Raw genomic sequence first — 19061 nt, 5'->3', positions numbered from 1 at the left:
CCACTTACAATATTTACAGCTTACAACCCTGTATAATCTTTAAAGTTTCCGCAATTTTGTCTTCCAAGAGATCGTATTGCTGATTCTTGATCCAGTCTTTTTTGAAAAGCTGAGATCCCATTCCCACGCAATGCACACCAGCATCAAACCATTCTTTCAGGTTTTCTTCCGTTGGCTCTACCCCGCCGGTTGGCATGATGTGAAGTTCAGGATATACAGACTTAGCAGCAGCTACAAATGCAGACCCTACCACATTTCCTGGAAATGCTTTCACCAGTGTAGCTCCGAGCTTTTTCGCCTGAAAAATCTCAGACATCGTTGCACAACCTGGAATCCAGAATACATTTTTGGAATTGCAATGCACGGCTAGTTCAGGGATCAAAGCCGGAGAAACGATAAAATCTGCTCCAACTTCTATAAATGCATTTGCATCCTCTCTAGTAAAAATAGTACCTATACCCATCACCATATCCGGATATTTACCTGCGTAATTATACAGCTCTTTGAAAACCTCCAAAGAGTTCGTCGCTCGGTTGGTGAATTCAAAAACTCGAATTCCCGCTTTATAGGAGGCATCAAGCACGCCTTTAGCTACTTCTATATCTACATGATTGAATACAGGAATCATTCCTGTTTCACTCATGGCTTGTAGCATTTCACTGTTTGAAAATCGCATAGTTGTTTTTAGCGTAAAAGTTTACCAATATTTTTTCCTTCCACCAGTTGATTCACTTCGTCTATGGAGACAAAGTTTGCATCTCCTGGGATTGAGTGTTTTAGAACGGAAGCTGCCACAGCAAAGTCCAGTGCATTTTGATCATCAAAGTGGAGTAAGCCATAGATCAACCCTGCCATGTAGGCATCTCCTCCGCCTATTCTATCCACAATATGTGTCATTTCATAGGATTTGGATTCGAGCATTGCTTCGCCATTCCAGAGGACACCATTTAGATCATTTTCGGATGCACTGATAGAGTCACGATGAGTGGTGGAGACATAGTTGAGAGAAGGACACATGGTTTTAGCTTTCTCACAAGCTTGCAAATAGTCCGTGTCTGTGATTCCCATGCAGTTTTCGAAGTCCGTCAAGCCTGCAATAATCAAGTGGGAAGGTTCAATTAATTCGGGCATAATATCCATTGGACCCTTACCATATTGCCATAGATTTCGGCGGTAATTGATGTCTGCGCTAATTTTCACCCCAAGTTTAGAAGCCGCTTTTACGGCAGCTAAGCAAAGGTCTGCTGCAGCTTGGGATACTGCAGGAGTTATTCCTGTCCAGTGAAACCAGTCAGCATCTTCAAATATCTTTTCCCAATCGAAATCATCTGGATTCAGATTAGAAAAAGCGGAATCGAAGCGATCGTAAATAATTTTTGAAGAGCGTTGCATAGCCCCATTTTCCACGAAGTATATCCCCATTCGTCCTTCATTGAATTGGATGAGGGAAGTATCTACTCCAGCGAATTGCAGGGTGTTTGTCGCAGCTCTGCCAATTTCATTTGTAGGAAAAACAGTCACATGAGCAGCTGATTGACCCCAATTTGCAAGTGAGACGGCTACGTTCGCTTCCGCACCGCCATAAACCACATCATAGGATCTGGTGTTTATAAATCGCTCGAAACCTGGCGTAGATAGTCGGAGCATTATTTCGCCAAGCGTGATAATTCTATAAGGCATGTAGTAGCTGGGTTTAATAGATTAAGTTCTTCTGGTGAATCATGGAAGGAAATTATATTCTAATTGTCAATTAATTATATGGCAATAATAGATGTCAATATTTGGTAAACCAATTACATTACCCCAATTTTTTGCCTAAATAAGAATAAAATCATGGATTAATTAACAAGTAAGTTTTCTAGAGTTGGGGATTTCTTTGTGTTTTACCATGCCCCTTCAGAATATTTTTTTAATTTTGCCCCAATTTGGACTCAAGCAAAACTTTCTCTTCAACCTCAACATCTAATGCCTAAAGATAGCAGTATCAAACACGTTCTCATCATTGGTTCAGGTCCCATCGTCATCGGTCAAGCTTGCGAATTTGATTATGCAGGCTCTCAAGCGTCCAGATCACTTCGCGAAGAAGGGGTCATCGTTACGCTGATCAACTCGAATCCGGCGACTATTATGACAGATCCGGTCACTGCAGACAATGTGTATTTGCTTCCTTTGGAAAAGAAATCCATCGTGCAAATCTTAAAAGATCATCCAGATATTGATTCTGTTCTTCCTACCATGGGTGGTCAGACGGCATTAAATCTTGCGATTGATTGCGAAAAAGGTGGAGTGTGGGAAAAATATGGTGTGAAAATGATCGGTGTGGATATCGATGCGATCGATACTGCAGAGAACCGTGAGAAATTCAAAGCGCTGATGGAAAAAATCGGCGTGGGAGTATGTAAAGGTGGTACTGCTACTTCTTTCCTTCAAGGGAAGGAAATTGCTCAAGATATTGGTTTTCCATTAATTATCAGAGCTTCCTATACCTTAGGTGGTGCAGGAGGTGCGTTTGTGGAAAAAGAAGAAGAATTTGAAGCAGCTCTAGTAGCAGGCCTTCAAGCTTCTCCAGTTCACGAAGTGTTAATCGAACAGAGCATCATTGGTTGGAAGGAATATGAGCTGGAGGTGATGCGCGATACTATAGGTAACATGATCGTGATCTGCTCTATCGAGAACTTTGACCCGATGGGAGTGCACACTGGAGATTCTATCACGGTAGCTCCAGCGATGACTTTGCCTGATACGACGTATCAACGCATGAGAAATTTTGCGATCACGATGATGAATAGCATAGGGACTTTTGCCGGAGGCTGTAATGTGCAGTTCTCAGTAAGTCCTGACAATTCTGAAATTATAGGTATTGAGATCAATCCACGAGTTTCTCGCTCTTCAGCTTTGGCATCCAAAGCGACTGGTTATCCAATCGCGAAGGTAGCAGCTAAGCTCGCATTAGGATATAATTTAGATGAGTTGAAAAACTCTATTACGGGTACTACTTCCGCATTTTTTGAGCCTTCTATAGATTATGTGATCGTAAAGATCCCTCGTTGGAACTTTGATAAATTTAAAGGTGCTGACAGAAGACTTGGTCTATCGATGAAGTCGGTAGGTGAGGTGATGGGAATCGGAAGAAACTTCCAGGAAGCACTTCAAAAAGCTTGTCAGTCCCTTGAGATCAAAAGAAATGGACTTGGAGCTGATGGTAAAGAGCTGCGTAACCAAGAGGCAATTCTGTACTCCTTGGCAAATCCAAGCTGGGACAGATTGTTCCACATCTATGATGCATTTAAACTAGGAATTTCCTTCCGTACGATTCAAGATTTGACTAAGATCGACAAATGGTTCTTGAAGCAAATCGAGCAGTTAATTCACCTAGAAAGAGAGATAGGGAAATTTAAAATAGATACTATTCCGGTGGAAATGATGGATTTGGCCAAGCGTAAAGGCTATGCTGACCGTCAAATCGCACATTTACTTGATTGCTTGGAAAGCGAAGTTTTCGATAAGCGTTACACCGAAATGGGGATCAAGCGAGTGTATAAATTAGTAGATACTTGCGCGGCAGAATTTGAAGCGAAGACTCCATATTACTACTCCTCTTTTGGCTCAGAAAATGAGTCCGTAAAGTCAGATCGTAAAAAGGTAGTTGTGCTAGGTTCAGGACCAAACCGAGTAGGTCAAGGGATTGAGTTCGATTATTCATGTGTTCATGGGATTTTGGCAGCAAAAGAATGCGGCTACGAGACAATTATGATCAACTGTAACCCAGAGACGGTTTCTACTGACTTTGATATTGCAGATAAACTATATTTCGAGCCAGTATTCTGGGAGCATATTTACGAGATCATCCTTCACGAGCAGCCTGAGGGTGTGATCGTTCAGTTGGGCGGTCAGACGGCACTGAAGCTTGCTGAAAAACTAGAGAAATACGGAATTAAGATCATCGGTACTAGTTTTGAAGCATTGGATTTGGCAGAAGATAGAGGTAGATTTTCTTCTCTTCTGAAAGATCTGGATGTTCCTTATCCTGAGTTTGGTACAATTCACAATACTGACGAAGCACTAGAGCTTTGCAAGACTATCGGTTTCCCACTTTTGGTTCGTCCTAGCTACGTGTTAGGTGGTCAAGGGATGAAGATCGTGATCAACGAGAAAGAGCTTGAGGAACATGTAGTGGAAGTCTTGAGAGATATCCCTAATAATGAGATTTTGCTGGATCACTTCCTAGAAGGAGCTATCGAAGCTGAAGCGGATGCGATCTGTGATGGAGAGAATGTGTATATCATCGGTATCATGCAGCACATCGAGCCAGCGGGAATTCACTCTGGAGATTCTTACGCTGTACTTCCTCCATACAATTTGGGCGACTTGGTAATTCGTCAGATCGAAATTTTCACTGAGAAAATTGCCTTAGCGTTGAAAACTGTCGGTTTGATTAACATACAGTTTGCCATCAAAAACGACAAGGTCTATATCATTGAAGCAAATCCTAGAGCTTCTCGTACGGTACCATTCATTTGCAAAGCATATAGAGAACCTTATGTAAACTATGCCGTAAAGGTGATGTTAGGAGAGAAAAAAGTGACTGACTTTGAATTCAAACCTTACAAAAAGGGTTATGCAATCAAGGAACCAGTTTTCTCTTTCCATAAATTCCCGAAAGTAAATAAGGAATTGGGTCCAGAAATGAAATCTACCGGTGAAGCTATTTACTTTATAGACGATCTGATGGATGATTATTTCTTGAAAATCTACGCAGAAAGAAATCTGTATTTAAGTAGATAGGAAGAAGGGGCAGGAAGACCGGTGACAGAAGTTGGATAACTTATAAAGTTTTACTTATTCTATATGCTTCGCTATTTTGCTTAGTGAAATAGCGGACGTACTAATAAAACGTTAACCTATTGTGTGGAAATTTCTTATAATTGTGCTCGGAGTTGGTTGGCTACTAGGCCAACTGATCCGATATTTTCTTAGAAGTAAATTGGCAAAATTTGCCAGACATGTAAGCGAAGTGGCTAAAGAAGAGCAACGTGCTCAGCGTCATACCGCTGCATCGAAGGATGAGATTATAGTAGATTACATTCCAAACAAGCAGGAAGAAAAACCCCATAAGAATATTAAGGGCGGAGAATACGTCGATTATGAAGATGTGAAGGAGTAATCCTTCACATTTTTCTTTATAACCGCTACATGAACTAAGGTTTCGCGTACGACATAGGTATACTTTTTAGCTTAAATCAATAAGGGCTGAAGCGCGCTATACGGAATTTGTAATCTCAAATCTCTATCGTAGAATTCCAATCCGTCTACTCGCACTTTGCCAGCTTACTCCAGAAGACCTTAAATCCACTCTGCGTTTTTGTCCCAATCAAAAAGTCATCTCCACCGTCTTTAACGCTTAGTTTTTTCTTCAGTGCTTCTGATCCTGTTGCATAATTCCTTGTGATCACATTCACCTTCCCAGCAGGAAATAGTTTTTTGATTTCAGCTTTCTTAGGCTGCACTTCTTGAATTACTTTGAATACTCTAGCTGGAATTCCGGAAGGAGCCTCTGATGAAGTGTACAAATGGCTATTTGGGTCTAGTTTTCTCAAATTAAATCGCTCTCCAAAAGTCTTAAATGCTCCAGCTTTCAATATTCCTGAAAAAGGCTCAATTAAGTAATTGCCCACTTCTCCTATTGTAGAGGAGATATTTTCTTCCTCACTGGGTTCAAATGAAAAACTGGTTTCTTTCGCTCCTAAATCTAAAGCTTCTATGCTTAAAGGAGATTCGACTCCTCCTTTGCTCCAATATAAGAGCAATTCTTTCACCTCATTTTTCATCGAGACTACCTGCACTTTCTGTATGTCAGGAAGTTCAGTAAGCGCCTGGGAGATATCGAGCATTGGCGATACTTTCAGCAAGATTGAATCGGTTTTACTTTTCATCATTTCCCAAGAACTGACCACATCGGGCTCACAATCCTGAAGTTTGTATAACTTCTGATTGCCTTTTCCCCTGCGCGCCGGATCGGCGTAGATTAGTTCATAGTGCAGGTTTGTTTTTTCCAAAAAATCTAACCCATCTCCCTCGACAAACTCGAGCTTTCTAGTTGAACCCTCCAAGCGTTCCGAACCCTTGGAGGGTTTCAATAGCTCCAAATTATACTTAGAAATCTGGAAAAGTTCAGGTTGCTTTTCGCAATAAATCCCCGTTTCAAAGCCTTGGCTCATGTAAAAAAAATCTACTCCGAAGCCTCCAGTGAGGTCTATCATGAGTTTTCCTTTTCTGTCTCTAGCTTTGAATTCTGCTGTTTGCTCAGATGAGCTTTGCTCCAAAGAAATGGAGGCCGGAAAAATTAATTGCGGATTGGATGCCCAAGAAGGGAGTTTTTTGGCTGCTTTTTGTCGAGCAGAGATTTGTTGCACAGCATCTTTCAGGTCAAAATCTGTTTTTCCCAGATACCTAAAAAGTAAAAGTGCAGGATCTTCTTTAAGATGATCCTGCACAAATTGTTGGAAGTCGGCCCTATGAAACTGGGTCAAATCCATTAAAATAATCCGTTTGCAAGCGCGTACTCTGCGATTTGTACGGCATTGGTTGCAGCACCTTTTCTCAGGTTATCTGCTACAATCCACATATTTAGGGTGTTTGGCTGAGACTCATCTCTTCTCAAACGACCTACGAATACCTCGTCTTTTTTATGTGCATTGATCGGCATTGGGTAAATGTTATTAGCCGGGTCATCCTGTACAATCACGCCAGGGGCAGCTGCTAATAATTCACGCACTTCCGCCAAATCAAAGTCTTGATTGAACTCCACGTTAACCGATTCAGAATGACCTCCCATAGTTGGGACTCTCACCGTGGTCGCGGTTACTTGGATTGTATTGTCGTTGAAGATTTTCTTCGTCTCTTTGATCATCTTCATTTCCTCCTTGGTGTAGCCATTTTCCTGGAACACATCAATGTGAGGAAGTACATTCATATCAATTTTGTGAGGATAGACCATTTCTGCCATTTCTCCAGCACGTTCAGCCATCATCTGATCCACTGCTGCCTTGCCCGATCCTGTTACGGACTGGTAAGTGGACACTACTACTCTTTTGATGCCGTAGCGCTCGCGCAAAGGAGCTAATGCGAGTACCATTTGGATAGTAGAGCAGTTAGGATTGGCGATGATCTTATCTTCCTTGGTTAATTCTTTGCCATTGATCTCAGGAACCACCAATTTTTTGGTCTCGTCCATTCTCCAAGCGGAAGAATTGTCAATTACAATTGTGCCGACTTCAGCGAATTTTGGAGCCCATTCTGTTGAAGTGCTACCACCTGCAGAAAATATAGCTACTTCTGGTTTCAATGAAACAGCTTCTTCAAGTCCGATGACAGTGTAAGGTTTGCCCTTATAGTCAATCTGTTTACCTACAGATCGCTCGCTGGCGACTAATAGAAGTTCGTCAAAAGGAAAATTGTGCTCTGCTAGCACCTCTAGGATTTCTGAGCCGACCAAACCGGTAGCTCCTACCACTGCTAATTTCATATGTTAATAAAGTTTTTCAAAGGCCTATGGAATCTCCCATGATAACCCGATAATTATTGGGACATCCCCAGATTTACGTTTTAGTCATGCCTGTCTGCCACAGGCAGGCTTGATTTCAAAAAAAATCAAAGAGATGTTGATAATTTTTGAAGCACAAAAGTAAGGGCTACTAATTCATTTTCAGACTTGTCTTTCAAATATTTTACTTATAAAGGGATAAATCTCAATATAAGTCGTGGTTTGTGATCATTTTGATAATTATATTTAGTCTTGACTTTTTAATTGACAAGTGTATGATTGGCTTATTTTTTATTTGGCAATTAATCTTTTTCACTGTTTTCACAGAGAGCGGAGAAAAACAGTCTGAGGGCAGAGTTCAGATTCAGAATTTCGAAGGTCCATTTACTATTCAAAATTATCCGAATGAGTTTTTACCCGATTGGTTCGGGAATGAAATTCGGGCGAGTTCTTCGCGAATCTTTCAGGCAAATGGACTTGGTAGAAATGGGAGCAAGGCCCTAGCAGTTCTTCCGATTTCGACTTTTGATGGTGAGCTAGTCATCAGTCTTTCACCTGGAGAGATGAATGATCCGAAAGTGCGTTTTTGGGCTAAATCAGTCAAAAATGGCTCAGGAAATAGGCCTGCTCAGGTTTTTTATCGTTGGGGGAAAAGTTTGGCGGGAAGTTTTTCAGTCCGGGAAATTCTAGGTGGCGTATATGAATTTGCGAATGAGGACCAAGAATTCCGATTTTTTGAGTTGGAATTGCCTGAAGAATACCAAGGTATAGCCGAAGTTTTTCTAATGATAGAAATCCGTTACGGCCCCGGCTCTGGCACTTGCGCCAAATGGCTGCTGGATGATTTTGAGTTTGGGGAAATTGTCATGGATGGAAAAGCGCCAAATGTCAACATGGTTCGGGGTTTTGATGAAAACAAATTAGAAATACAATTTGATGAAGCAATAGATCCCGTATTTTCTGAGTTTCTCTTCAATTATAAGTTGGATGGGGTGGAGCCTTCACTTGTAATTAGGAAGTCGGATTCTTTGGTGTATTTAAGTTTTGAGGAAAAGTTAGTACCTGAGAAAATATACGAGTTACAAGTTTCACAAATCCCAGATTTAGCAGGGAATTTTATACAGGATACGCTGATATCCTTTCAGTTTTTTGACCCCACATTTATCCCTCCCAAAACTCTGGTAATTAATGAAATAATGCCTGCTCCGAAAGCTGATCTAGATTTGCCAAATGTGGAATACGTGGAGGTCTTTCATGCAGGAGAGTATGCGGTTCGGCTGAATGGTATAAGTTATTCAAATTCTAGATCAACAGTTATTTTCAAAGACGAATGGATTCAGCCAGGAGAGTTGTTGATTCTAGCCTCTGAAAATCAAGCAACACTACTTAAGAATTATGGAAAAGTAATCCCGGTAAAAAATTGGCCTACTCTTTTGAATGCTGGGGACCAACTTAGTCTAAAAGATGATCAAGGTAAAATTATTGATCAAATATCCTATTCAACTAGCAGTTGGGGAGGTAGCGAATTTGCCAATGGAGGATATAGTTTAGAGGTTGCCAATCCATTTTATGCCTGCGATCAAAGTGAAGCGCTCAAACATTCGATAGATCCAGTCCGTGGAACTCCAGGTCGGCAAAATTCCGTGTTTGATGTAACAACTGATAAAAGTCCACCAACTCTCATTTCATCTGAATTCAGTACGCCTAAAAGTCTCCTGCTAACATTTTCAAAGCCGATATTGGCTGGATTTAACCAATCGAACTTCGAGTTTCAACCAACTTTAGTAATTGATTCTGTTGTAGCGATTAGTTCTAAACAAATCCAGCTTCTTTTTGTAGATGAAGTATTGGCTAATACACTATATAAACTAGGCATAAAAGGTTTGACGGATTGCTCAGGGAATGATTATGTGCAAACGGAGCCCATGAAACTTGTATTGCCTGTACAAGCTAGGGTGGGAGATGTATTAATAAACGAACTGCTATTTAATCCCAAGACGGGGTCGCCAAAGTTTGTAGAGTTGATCAATTTGACGGATAACTACCTTGAAATTAGGTATTGGAAACTAGCAAATCTTAATGATGCTGTAGGAATAGACCAAGTGAAGCAGCTAGGTACAAATTCTTTGATTCTCGGACCAAAGAATTTTTTGGCTATCACTACCAATCCAGATATGCTAAAATCTGACTTTCCTAAGTCAGTATTTGGGCAATTTTTCAAAATTGCTACTCTTCCCAGTTATCCAATAGCTGGACAAACAGTAGTTTTATTGGATTCTGCGGGAAGAGTTGCGGACTCATTTACTTACTCTGAAGAGCTTCACCATCCTTTACTGAGAGATCCGAAGGGAGTTTCTTTGGAGCGACTATCTATCGACTCACCTGCTTCTTTATCCGCAAATTGGCATTCGGCCTCAGCGATTGAAGAATATGCGACTCCAGGCCGAAAGAATTCACAGGTAATTTCTGGTGAATTTGAAGGTGATTTGATACAGATAGAGCCGGAAGTTTTTGATCCCGAAGGAAGTAGCGGAAATACATTTACAAGTATTCGCTATGAGCTTGATCAACTTGGATGGGTAGGGAGTTTTAGGATTTATTCTACCACGGGTCAGTTGGTTCAGGTGCTTGCTCAAAACGAGATACTTGGTGCATCTGGTTTATTTACCTGGACAGGTACTGATCAGCAAGGAAAAGTCTTGAGACCAGGGTATTATGTTTTGATGGTGGAACTCTATGATCTGTCTGGTCAGGTGAGGACAATTCGCAAAACCATAGTAATCGCAACAAAGCTTTAATTTTATTTATGCTTAATTATGAGGTTAAACAGCAAAAATTAGTATCTTATAGCTCATAATACCCCAAACCCATGGAAAAAGACCTAATCACCCAGGCCTTGCAGACGATTCACTTGCAGAATGGCAAAGATCTCAAAGAGGTTTCCCAGTATTTAAATATGAAATATCGAATTGATACAGATATTTTGTTGCTCGAAGATCGATTAAAGAAATTGATACAAGAAGAAAAAGCCGTCGCATGACGGTTTTTTTATGCTTTGAATATAGAGAAAATGGCTATTCAACCCCTCACTGTAATTAAGACGTGTCCTTCCATTGTTCTGATGTTCTATCCTTAAAATGCTGGCATTAGGTTGAGAATCAATTTAATAGATACAATTAGAAGAATAAACTGTGTGTCAGCGTGTATGTAGTCGAATGAAATTATAAGCCCGCATATTTATTGCAGGATTTCGACCACAAATTCATCTTTGTCTTTAAATCTTCCGATTTCCCAAATCACTTGACTATGCTGCTTCATAGCCTCTTCAAACCAATCCTGGTTTGCTGGATCTACTGCAAGCATTAATCCACCGCTGGTCTGTGGATCACAGAGTTTGACCAGATCCATTCCCAACACACCTTTTGTTTTTGCACTGTAGGCATTCCAGTTACGGTAAGTATTGTCAGGAAAAATAAATTGGTTGATATATTCTTGGACACCTGCTATCATCGGAAGTTTGAAAAGATCAATCTCTGCAGAAAGTCCAGCTCCTTCGCACATTTCAATCAAGTGACCTAGTAATCCGAATCCAGTGACATCTGTCATGGCATGTACTTCTTCGTGATTGCCTATAATTTCTCCGATGGAATTCAATCTACAAGCCGTATCCAATAAACTGACATAATCCTTGTCAGAAATTTTCTGTCGCTTCAAGGCTGTCGCAAGTACTCCTACACCTAGCTGCTTGGTGAGGTAAATGATGTCCCGAGGTTTCGCGCCGCTATTTGTTTTTATTTTAAGCGGATGGACAATACCATTTACAGATAAACCAAAGATAGGGTCCTTGGCTGCGATAGAATGCCCACCTGCTAGTTCAATTCCTGCAGCTTTACATATTGATTTTGCCCCTTCCATGACTTTGGCAGCGAGCTCAGGTGCAAGCTTTTCTACTGGCCAGCTAAGAATAGCATTGGCGAAAATTGGCTTTCCACCCATAGCATAGACATCCGAAAGTGCATTTGCAGCAGCAATTCTACCAAAGTCAAATGGATCATCCACAATAGGAGTGAAAAAATCTACCGTATTGATCACTGCTAGATCTTCTGAAACCTGATAGACTGCCGCGTCATCTTTTCCTGAATTTCCCACCAATAAATTTGGGTCACTTTGGGTGAACGATCCGCTTGAAGTTAAAATTTGGTCAAGAATTGCGGGAGCGATTTTGCAGCCGCAGCCAGAGCCTTCACTCCATTCAGTCAGTCTAGTTGGTGCGTTTTCCATATAAATGTGTTTTTGCTTCGAGTAGTTTTTTAATAGATGTTTCTGTGTCTATACCACAGAGATTTAGCTGGATTGTTCTTCCTAATGCATGTTTTTCCAAGTCAAAAGAATACGCCTTGTCATAGTAAATGAGCATGTTCGAGATCCAGGCTTCGTGATTACCATCAACTATTGCTTCTATAGCTTGGGATGTTCTAAGCCCCCCAAGTCGCTTCTTTAGGCGTAAAACTGCCATGATTAATTCATCATTGGGTAAAATGGCATATTCCTCGGCTATTAGCGCAATTCTTTCTTGCTCCGTCTTAAGGATATCTATGAGTGGTGCAGCAAGCATCTGATGATAGAACTCTTGAGGTAGAATGGTTCTGCCGATTTTTTTGCTTTCATTTTCTACCCAGATAGGTAGGCTTGCATCTAATTGGCGTAGTTCTTCTGCAAAGAGATTTTCAAATTGTTCAACAGTTGGCTGAGGTTGCTGGCCGATGGATCCAAAGGAAGATCCTTTGTGATTAGCCAAGCCTTCCAAATCGATTATTTGCTCGCCTCTTACCTGCAATTCTTTTAAAAGTCGGGTTTTCCCTGTACCAGTCTTTCCGCCGAGGATAAGAAGACTCCTTTGCTTCCGGACAGAATTAAAAGTAAAAGTTCTATAAGTTTTATAACCACCTGTTAAACGGTAAACTTCAAAACCAACCATGGTAAGAAGCCAAGAGAGTATCTGACTACGCATCCCGCCTCGCCAGCAATACACGATAATCTTCTTATCAGGAAATTTCCGTAAAACCGCTTTAAGAATTAGATGAAATCTAGGTCCAACTAATTCAAAACCTTTTAATGTGGCTTCTTCCGAGCCTTTTTCTTTGTAAAGTGTACCGACAACAATTCTTTCTTCATCATTGAGAATTGGGAAATTGTATGAGCCTGGAATATTACTTTGAGCAAATTCACTTTCACTTCGTGCATCGATCATTGGAAGCTGATCACGCAAGCTCCAAAAATCATCTAAAGAAATTAATTGCTCTGCCATAAGGTTTGAAGATAAAAAAAGCCGCAAGTAAATTCTTGCGGCTTTGAGATATTATTGAGTCAACTATTAAAGCTGAGCATCTATTTTTTGTGCCAAAACAGATTTTGGAACTGCTCCAACTTGTTTGTCTACAACCTCGCCACCTTTGAAGAAAAGAAGCGTAGGGATAGATCTGATGCCGAAAGCTTGAGCAACAGCTGGATTTGCATCCACGTCCACTTTGCCGATTACAGCTTTTCCTTCGTAATCGCCAGCAAGTTCTTCCACTACTGGCCCGATCATTTTACATGGACCGCACCATTCTGCCCAGAAGTCAACTAGGATTGGTAGCTCAGATTTGATAATTTCTTCAAAGTTAGCGTCGGTAATTTCTATCGCTTTTCCCATTGTATGTTTAGTTTAAAGTTTCTTATTTTTCAAATATAAAACAGAAAGGGAATTGAAGATTAATAAGTTCCGATTGGAATAATTTTTTTGATTATGATCGATTGACAAAATCGATGGATGTCTTATTATAATTTCTGATCTTATTCAAATTTACTGTAAGCAAAAACTTTCACAATTAGCTCAAAACTTGACGTGTTTCAACGTTGGTTATCGTCAACTACATAACAGTCTTTTTCATTTATACCACCCGGTAAGTTACCTCAGGAATTGCCTTCAAGTCCTTGATCATTTCTGCACTCGGATCGATAGAAAATCTTTTGGAGAAAAGCTCCAATGCAAGATTTTCCTTTCGATCAATCACATCAAAATACAGCTTGGCATCTCCCTTATATTTCTCCGTGATTGCCTGTAGTTTTTCCATTAAATCCATCGTGAGATCATCCAAATCAATGTTGACTCGAAGTCCTTTTACCATCTTGCTACGGATTTCATCGAGCAGCGTAATGCTGCTGATCTTAAATTCCAGCTCATTTTCTGCCCATCGTTTTCCAGCTACGGTTCCGCTGATAAATAGAAACCAACCTGGCATAAAGTACTCTTTGAACTTTACGTAGTCATCTCCAAATAGGAAGAAGGTGAAAGCGCCTTGATAATCTTCTAGCGTCAGTGTGCCAAATGGTTTTCCATTCTTTGTAGTTCGGTGGGCAAAAGTGGAAACTGACCCTGCAAGCTTGATGTCACTTTTACTTTTCAAACCTTCCAAATCATTCAGATCAGTCAAAGAAGCATTGGTAAAAGATTCTATCTCTAATCGGAATTGATCAAGTGGATGTCCTGATATGTAAAGTCCGACAACTTCCTTTTCAATGTTTAGCTGCTGTAGTTGTGTGAATGGCTCCATCGGAGCAATAGTCGGAAGCGGTACTTCCATGTTTCCAGCTCCTCCACCGAAAAGACTAACCTGATTACTATCTTCCTCTTGCTGTACTTTTTGAGCGTATTTTGTAGCCTTCTCTATTAAATTCAAATCATTGTCTGCAGCCTCCAAATATTGTCTTCTATGGTGCTGAGGGAAGCAGTCAAAACCACCAGCCATTGCCAGAGCTTCCATAGTTTTCTTATTGAGTGCCTTGGAACTCACGCGCTTCGCAAACTCAAAAATGTTTTTATATGGGCCATTTTTCTCCCGTTCATTAATAATCGCATCCACTGCTGCGGAACCTGCGCCTTTGATAGCAGCCATTCCAAATCTGATTTCTCCAGCTGCATTCACAGTGAATCCATTTTTGGATTCATTCACGTCTGGACCTAACACAGGGATTCCGGCGCGTTTACATTCTTCCATGAAAAATGTCACTTGCGTGATATCATTCATGTTGTTACTCAGTACCGAAGCAAGATATTCGGCAGGATAATGCGCTTTAAGATAGGCTGTTTGATAGGCAATCCACGCATAGCAAGTTGAGTGAGATTTGTTAAAAGCATAGGACGCAAAAGCTTCCCAGTCAGTCCAAATCTTCGAAAGTTTCTTCGAATCGTGACCCTTGGCAGAAGCCTGCGCGACAAACTTTGGCTTCATCTTATCCAATACGTCCTTCTGCTTTTTACCCATTGCCTTACGCAAAACATCCGCCTCACCTTTGGTGAAACCTGCAAGTTTTTGGGACAAAAGCATCACTTGCTCTTGATAAACCGTAATACCGTAGGTTTCCTCTAAGTATTCCTTCATGTCCTCCAGATCGTATTGGATCTCTTCAGTTCCATGTTTTCTTTTGACAAAAGAAGGAATATAGGCGATAGGACCTGGGCGGTATAACGCATTCATGGCAATCAAATCCGCAAAAACAGTAGGCTTAAGTTCACGCATGTATTTCTGCATTCCGGCAGATTCATACTGGAAAATACCGACCGTCTCACCACGCTGGAAAAGTTCATAAGTCTTCACATCATCAATAGGGAAATGATCGGCGTCAAGCTCGATACCATGCCTTTCCTTCACAATTCTGATCGCCGTTTTGATAAGCGTAAGTGTCTTTAAACCTAAAAAGTCCATTTTCAACAGGCCTGCAGATTCTACCACAGAGTTGTCAAACTGCGTACATACCATGTCTGAATCTTTCGCCAATGCGACCGGGACATAGTTAGTAATATCATCAGGAGTGATGATCACACCGCATGCGTGGATTCCAAGGTTTCGAACAGATCCTTCGAGCATTGTCGCTTGTAGGATAGTTTTGGCTGCTTCGTCTTGACCTTTGGAAATCTTAATCAATTCATCTGCCTTGGCAATCATTTCACCTTGACCCTTTAATTTCTCTGAGATAGCAGCGCGATTTCCCTGTAAGGCAAAAAGTGCTTTCAGCTTGATGTCAGGCACCAAATTGGCTAATCGTCCTGCCTCTGCGAGTGGGAGATTTAATACTCTGGCGGTATCTCGAATAGCAGATTTTGCTGCCATCGTACCGTATGTGATTATCTGCGCTACTTGATTTGAGCCGTATTTTTTGATTACATAATCGATCACAGACTGACGACCTTCATCATCAAAGTCAATGTCAATATCTGGCATAGATACTCGATCTGGATTCAAGAATCTCTCAAAAAGCAGGTTATATGCGATGGGATCAATATTGGTGATGCCCGTACAATATGCAACTGCCGATCCTGCTGCCGACCCACGACCTGGGCCAACAGAAACCCCCATTTTTCTTGCCTCTGCTATAAAGTCTTGAACAATCAAGAAGTAACCTGGATAACCAGTATTTTTTACTGTGGCTAGCTCAAAGTCTAAGCGTTCTTCTATTTCTGGAGTGATTTCTGGATAACGTTTCTTTGCACCTTCATATGTTAAATGTCTGAGGTAGGCATTTTCTCCACGTTTTCCACCATCGACTTCATCTTCAGCATGGATGAATTGTTCAGGGATTTCAAAAGCAGGAAGTAGTACTTCACGTGCTAGTTTATACGTCTCAATTTTCTGAGTTATCTCATTCGTACACTCAATAGCTTCTGGCATGTCTGCAAAAAGCTTTTTCATCTCATCAGGTGTTTTGATGTAGAATTCATCATTTGGGAAGCCGTAGCGAAACTCACGACCACGCTTGCCAATATACTTTTTCGGTTTATCGTAAAGCTCCCCGTCTTTCACGCAAAGCAACACATCATGCGCTTTGGCATCGGTTTTCTCACTGTAGTAAGAGTTGTTTGCTGCGAAATATTTCACATCGTACTTCCTCGCAAGTTCGAGTAGAACTTCATTTACTTTCTCTTCTTCAGGAATGCCGTGGCGATTGAGTTCTACATAGAAGTCTTCGCCAAATTGCTCTTTGTACCAGACAAACGCTTCTTCCGCTTGAGTTTCTCCGACATTCAAAATCAAGAATGGAATCTCTCCCCAAAGCCCACCAGTAGTAGCGATTAGATCACCTTTGTATTGAACCAAAAGCTCTTTGTCAATTCGGGGTAAATAGTAAAATCCCTCGATATTGGCGTAGGAAGCTAGTTTTGCTAGGTTGTGATAGCCAGCTTTATTTTTTGCAAGGAGAACAGTTTGGTAACCGTCATCCTTATTCGATTTGTTTTTTCTGTCTCGGCAAAGATTGAATTCGCAGCCTAAAATCGGCTTGACATCTTTTGCGAGTGCTTCTTTCACGAAGTGGAAAGCGCCCATCATATTCCCGTGATCAGTCATCGCAATTGCTGGCATTCCCAACTCTTTTGCGCGAGCAACCATGGCAGGAATCTCACAAGTAGCTTGCAAAACTGAATATTGACTATGGACGTGCAGATGGGTAAAAGGAACGTCTTTAAGATCTGAGATGTCCGCTTTCCCAGCTTGCTTCAGTACATCTTTGGCTGCAGCTTTCTGCGTGTCTTTCGCTTGCGCAAAGTTGGCTTCCTCCAGCTTTGGGGCTTCGTAGATTACTTCAGCGATGGTAATTCCAGTCTCTGGAGCTTGTACTCCTTGGGTAATCAAGCCAAAGAAACAGCGAGCCGTAGCATCTACGTCGTAGGCTGCATCGTGAGCATCACCGAAGCCTTTACCAAAAAGTTTCTGGTGAAGTTCCGTAAGAGTTGGCCATTTGAATTTACCTCCTCTACCCCCTGGAAGTGCGCAGAACTCTGTAGAAATATCTTTGGTATCCAGCTGCTTTGCTGTCAGCGGCATCGTCGCCTCTGCTCGGTAATACTCCACCCCTGTTACATTGACATCAAACTCTACATTGTGGCCTACCAAATAAGTGGCTTTCTGTACGTCTCCTTCAAATATTCCGAGGATCTGTTTCAGGTCGTGACCTTCTGCTAAAGCTCTCTTGGTAGAAATTCCGTGAACTTTTTCCGCATTATAAGGGATAGTAAAGCCTTCGGGACGGATGATGTAATTATGATTCGAAATCAGATTTCCCTTTGCATCATGCAGTTGCCATGCCAGCTGAACAAGTCTAGGCCAGTTGTCCACATCGGACATAGGGGCATTGTAATCGCGGGGAAGACCGGTGGTCTCCGTATCAAAAATTAAATACATACAGCTTGGGGAATTGAGACTTCAAATTACCGCTAATCTGGGAAAGGAGACAAGGGAAGTGGAGGTAATTGTCAGAGAAAATTGAAATATCTAGCTCTAAATTTGTCCCATAATGAGAGAGTAACTTTAAACCTGCACAAGTTATTTTCCTTTATGTGGTACTTTCAAGGAGAAAGCTTATTTCCATATAAAAATCAGAATTAGTAAAGACGTATTTGCTTTCCTCAACAAATTCAAAATTCTTTGAAAGATCAGATGGTTATCCATGCTGTGTTACCTGAGTTTGAGTTATATACTTACCGCCTATCTAAAAATGAAAGATCCTTTTTAGATAGGCTGACCCCTAAGCAAATCTTTTTATTTTTAAAGATTTGAAGCTTACAACTTTATGGAGATTGCACATTTACTGGCAATTTCCTAACCTTATTACTTTCGAGCTTTCTACCGCCTTCTCAATATCTTATTTCCCACATCCATGCTCGCCTGCTATCAATGGAAGATTGGATAAACTCTCGGACTATATCCTGATATTTAGTACCCGATACTTCTCTTCCTTTTAGTTTTTTTGGCAGGGTGATGATTTCTTCCGGTTCCCCAAAAGTGATTTTCTCGGCTTCCACGATGAGCATTCCGTCGTTGATGTCATAAGCCAAAATCAAACCTGGAAGCCCGAATTGTTCTTCGGGACCCATAGGAACGGGAATATCTGAGGCGAACCAAGCAGTGATCTTTTGGCCTTTAATGCTGTCTTCAGACACAGCTTTCATACACATGTGTCCCAGAATATCCCGTATCTCGTTCATTACCCTCCATTTTGGAGTATTTAGACTGTCACGAACAATGTAAGTTTTGCCCATCTGATCCATGTATTTCAGATAGGTCTGGTCTTCTAAATTGTTTTCAATAAAATAGTCTTTTACTTGCCAAGAGTAGCTTTGCACTTGATAGGGTTCTCCAAAAGTATAGAGACTTTTTTCTGGCCAAAACTGAAGTTTCATCCGGGTGCTGTAGCCATCAGGATTACTCCAAGTGAGTAGAATTCTGTCCTTTTCCTGTTGGGTAATGTGGGGCAGGCTGGAGTAGATTTTATCATAGAAAATGCGGTATCGGTATTCTACCTCACCAACTATATTTTGGGCTCTTAGTCCTGTGCAAATTAATATTAGGATAAGAGTATTAAGATATTTTAATTTCATTGTTTTGATGATTTAAGAATTGGGTGAATCAAAATATGCGGAATGGATTTACAAAATATTCTATCATTGAAACCTGTCTTTTTAACTACATATACCTTGGTG

At 41.0% G+C, this 19061-nt stretch carries 13 protein-coding genes; 4 read left to right on the top strand and 9 right to left on the bottom strand.

All coding sequences use genetic code 11. The features are described from left to right. Positions 1 to 13: 13 nt before the first annotated feature. On the bottom strand, positions 14 to 676 hold the full coding sequence (locus BVH02_RS03755) for a bifunctional 4-hydroxy-2-oxoglutarate aldolase/2-dehydro-3-deoxy-phosphogluconate aldolase (RefSeq protein ID WP_086499089.1): 663 nt from the start codon (positions 674 to 676) through the stop codon (positions 14 to 16). A gap of 8 nt (positions 677 to 684) precedes the next feature. Continuing rightward, complete coding sequence (locus BVH02_RS03750; protein ID WP_086499087.1) at positions 685 to 1680, bottom strand: sugar kinase; 996 nt, start codon at positions 1678 to 1680, stop codon at positions 685 to 687. Between the two features lie 285 nt (positions 1681 to 1965). Here BVH02_RS03750 and carB point away from each other — a divergent pair, with 285 nt between their 5' ends. Together carB and BVH02_RS03740 are read left to right on the top strand one after the other, a co-directional pair. Then, positions 1966 to 4785: a carbamoyl-phosphate synthase large subunit gene (gene carB / locus BVH02_RS03745; protein WP_086499870.1), complete on the top strand. Its 2820-nt coding sequence runs from the start codon at positions 1966 to 1968 to the stop codon at positions 4783 to 4785. A 121-nt stretch (positions 4786 to 4906) separates the two neighbouring features. Next, the gene (locus BVH02_RS03740; protein WP_086499083.1) at positions 4907 to 5164 is read left to right on the top strand and encodes a DUF4834 family protein; all 258 of its coding nucleotides are present in this window, start codon (positions 4907 to 4909) and stop codon (positions 5162 to 5164) included. Positions 5165 to 5309: 145 nt separating this feature from the next. Here BVH02_RS03740 and BVH02_RS03735 read toward each other — a convergent pair whose 3' ends face one another. Both BVH02_RS03735 and BVH02_RS03730 read right to left on the bottom strand, forming a co-directional pair. Then, positions 5310 to 6536, bottom strand: a complete 1227-nt coding sequence (locus BVH02_RS03735) for a THUMP-like domain-containing protein (protein ID WP_086499081.1) — start codon at positions 6534 to 6536, stop codon at positions 5310 to 5312. Further along, positions 6536 to 7525, bottom strand: coding sequence for an aspartate-semialdehyde dehydrogenase (locus tag BVH02_RS03730; protein ID WP_086499079.1), 990 nt, complete (start codon positions 7523 to 7525; stop codon positions 6536 to 6538). Before BVH02_RS03730 ends, BVH02_RS03735 begins: the two co-directional genes overlap by 1 nt. Before the next feature lie 293 nt (positions 7526 to 7818). On the opposite strand from BVH02_RS03730, the gene BVH02_RS03725 reads away from it, so the two are divergent. Both BVH02_RS03725 and BVH02_RS21550 read left to right on the top strand, forming a co-directional pair. Further along, entirely contained in the window at positions 7819 to 10341 is a 2523-nt protein-coding gene (locus BVH02_RS03725) for a lamin tail domain-containing protein (protein WP_086499077.1), read from the top strand. A 71-nt stretch (positions 10342 to 10412) separates the two neighbouring features. Then, a complete protein-coding gene (locus tag BVH02_RS21550; RefSeq protein ID WP_169712832.1) occupies positions 10413 to 10583 on the top strand; it encodes a hypothetical protein in 171 nt (56 codons plus the stop codon). Between the two features lie 197 nt (positions 10584 to 10780). Here BVH02_RS21550 and selD read toward each other — a convergent pair whose 3' ends face one another. From selD to BVH02_RS03700, 5 genes are all read right to left on the bottom strand, one after another. After that, positions 10781 to 11824 carry a selenide, water dikinase SelD gene (selD, locus tag BVH02_RS03720; protein ID WP_086499075.1) on the bottom strand — a complete coding sequence of 348 codons (1044 nt, stop codon included), beginning with the start codon at positions 11822 to 11824 and terminating at the stop codon, positions 10781 to 10783. Continuing rightward, complete coding sequence (gene mnmH / locus BVH02_RS03715) at positions 11805 to 12851, bottom strand: tRNA 2-selenouridine(34) synthase MnmH (protein WP_086499073.1); 1047 nt, start codon at positions 12849 to 12851, stop codon at positions 11805 to 11807. Before mnmH ends, selD begins: the two co-directional genes overlap by 20 nt. A 66-nt stretch (positions 12852 to 12917) precedes the next feature. Then, on the bottom strand, positions 12918 to 13238 hold the full coding sequence (gene trxA, locus BVH02_RS03710) for a thioredoxin (protein WP_086499071.1): 321 nt from the start codon (positions 13236 to 13238) through the stop codon (positions 12918 to 12920). Between the two features lie 238 nt (positions 13239 to 13476). Next, positions 13477 to 17763, bottom strand: coding sequence for a DNA polymerase III subunit alpha (gene dnaE, locus BVH02_RS03705; protein WP_086499070.1), 4287 nt, complete (start codon positions 17761 to 17763; stop codon positions 13477 to 13479). Between the two features lie 452 nt (positions 17764 to 18215). Beyond that, the gene (locus BVH02_RS03700) at positions 18216 to 18959 is read right to left on the bottom strand and encodes a GLPGLI family protein (RefSeq protein ID WP_086499068.1); all 744 of its coding nucleotides are present in this window, start codon (positions 18957 to 18959) and stop codon (positions 18216 to 18218) included. Between the last annotated feature and the right edge of the window lie 102 nt (positions 18960 to 19061).

The organism is Algoriphagus ratkowskyi (assembly GCF_002150505.1).
GTDB classification, from domain to species: Bacteria; Bacteroidota; Bacteroidia; order Cytophagales; family Cyclobacteriaceae; genus Algoriphagus; species Algoriphagus ratkowskyi.
The sequence above is the reverse complement of the archived record's forward strand: the minus strand, read 5'-3'. Positions and strand labels throughout refer to the sequence as shown.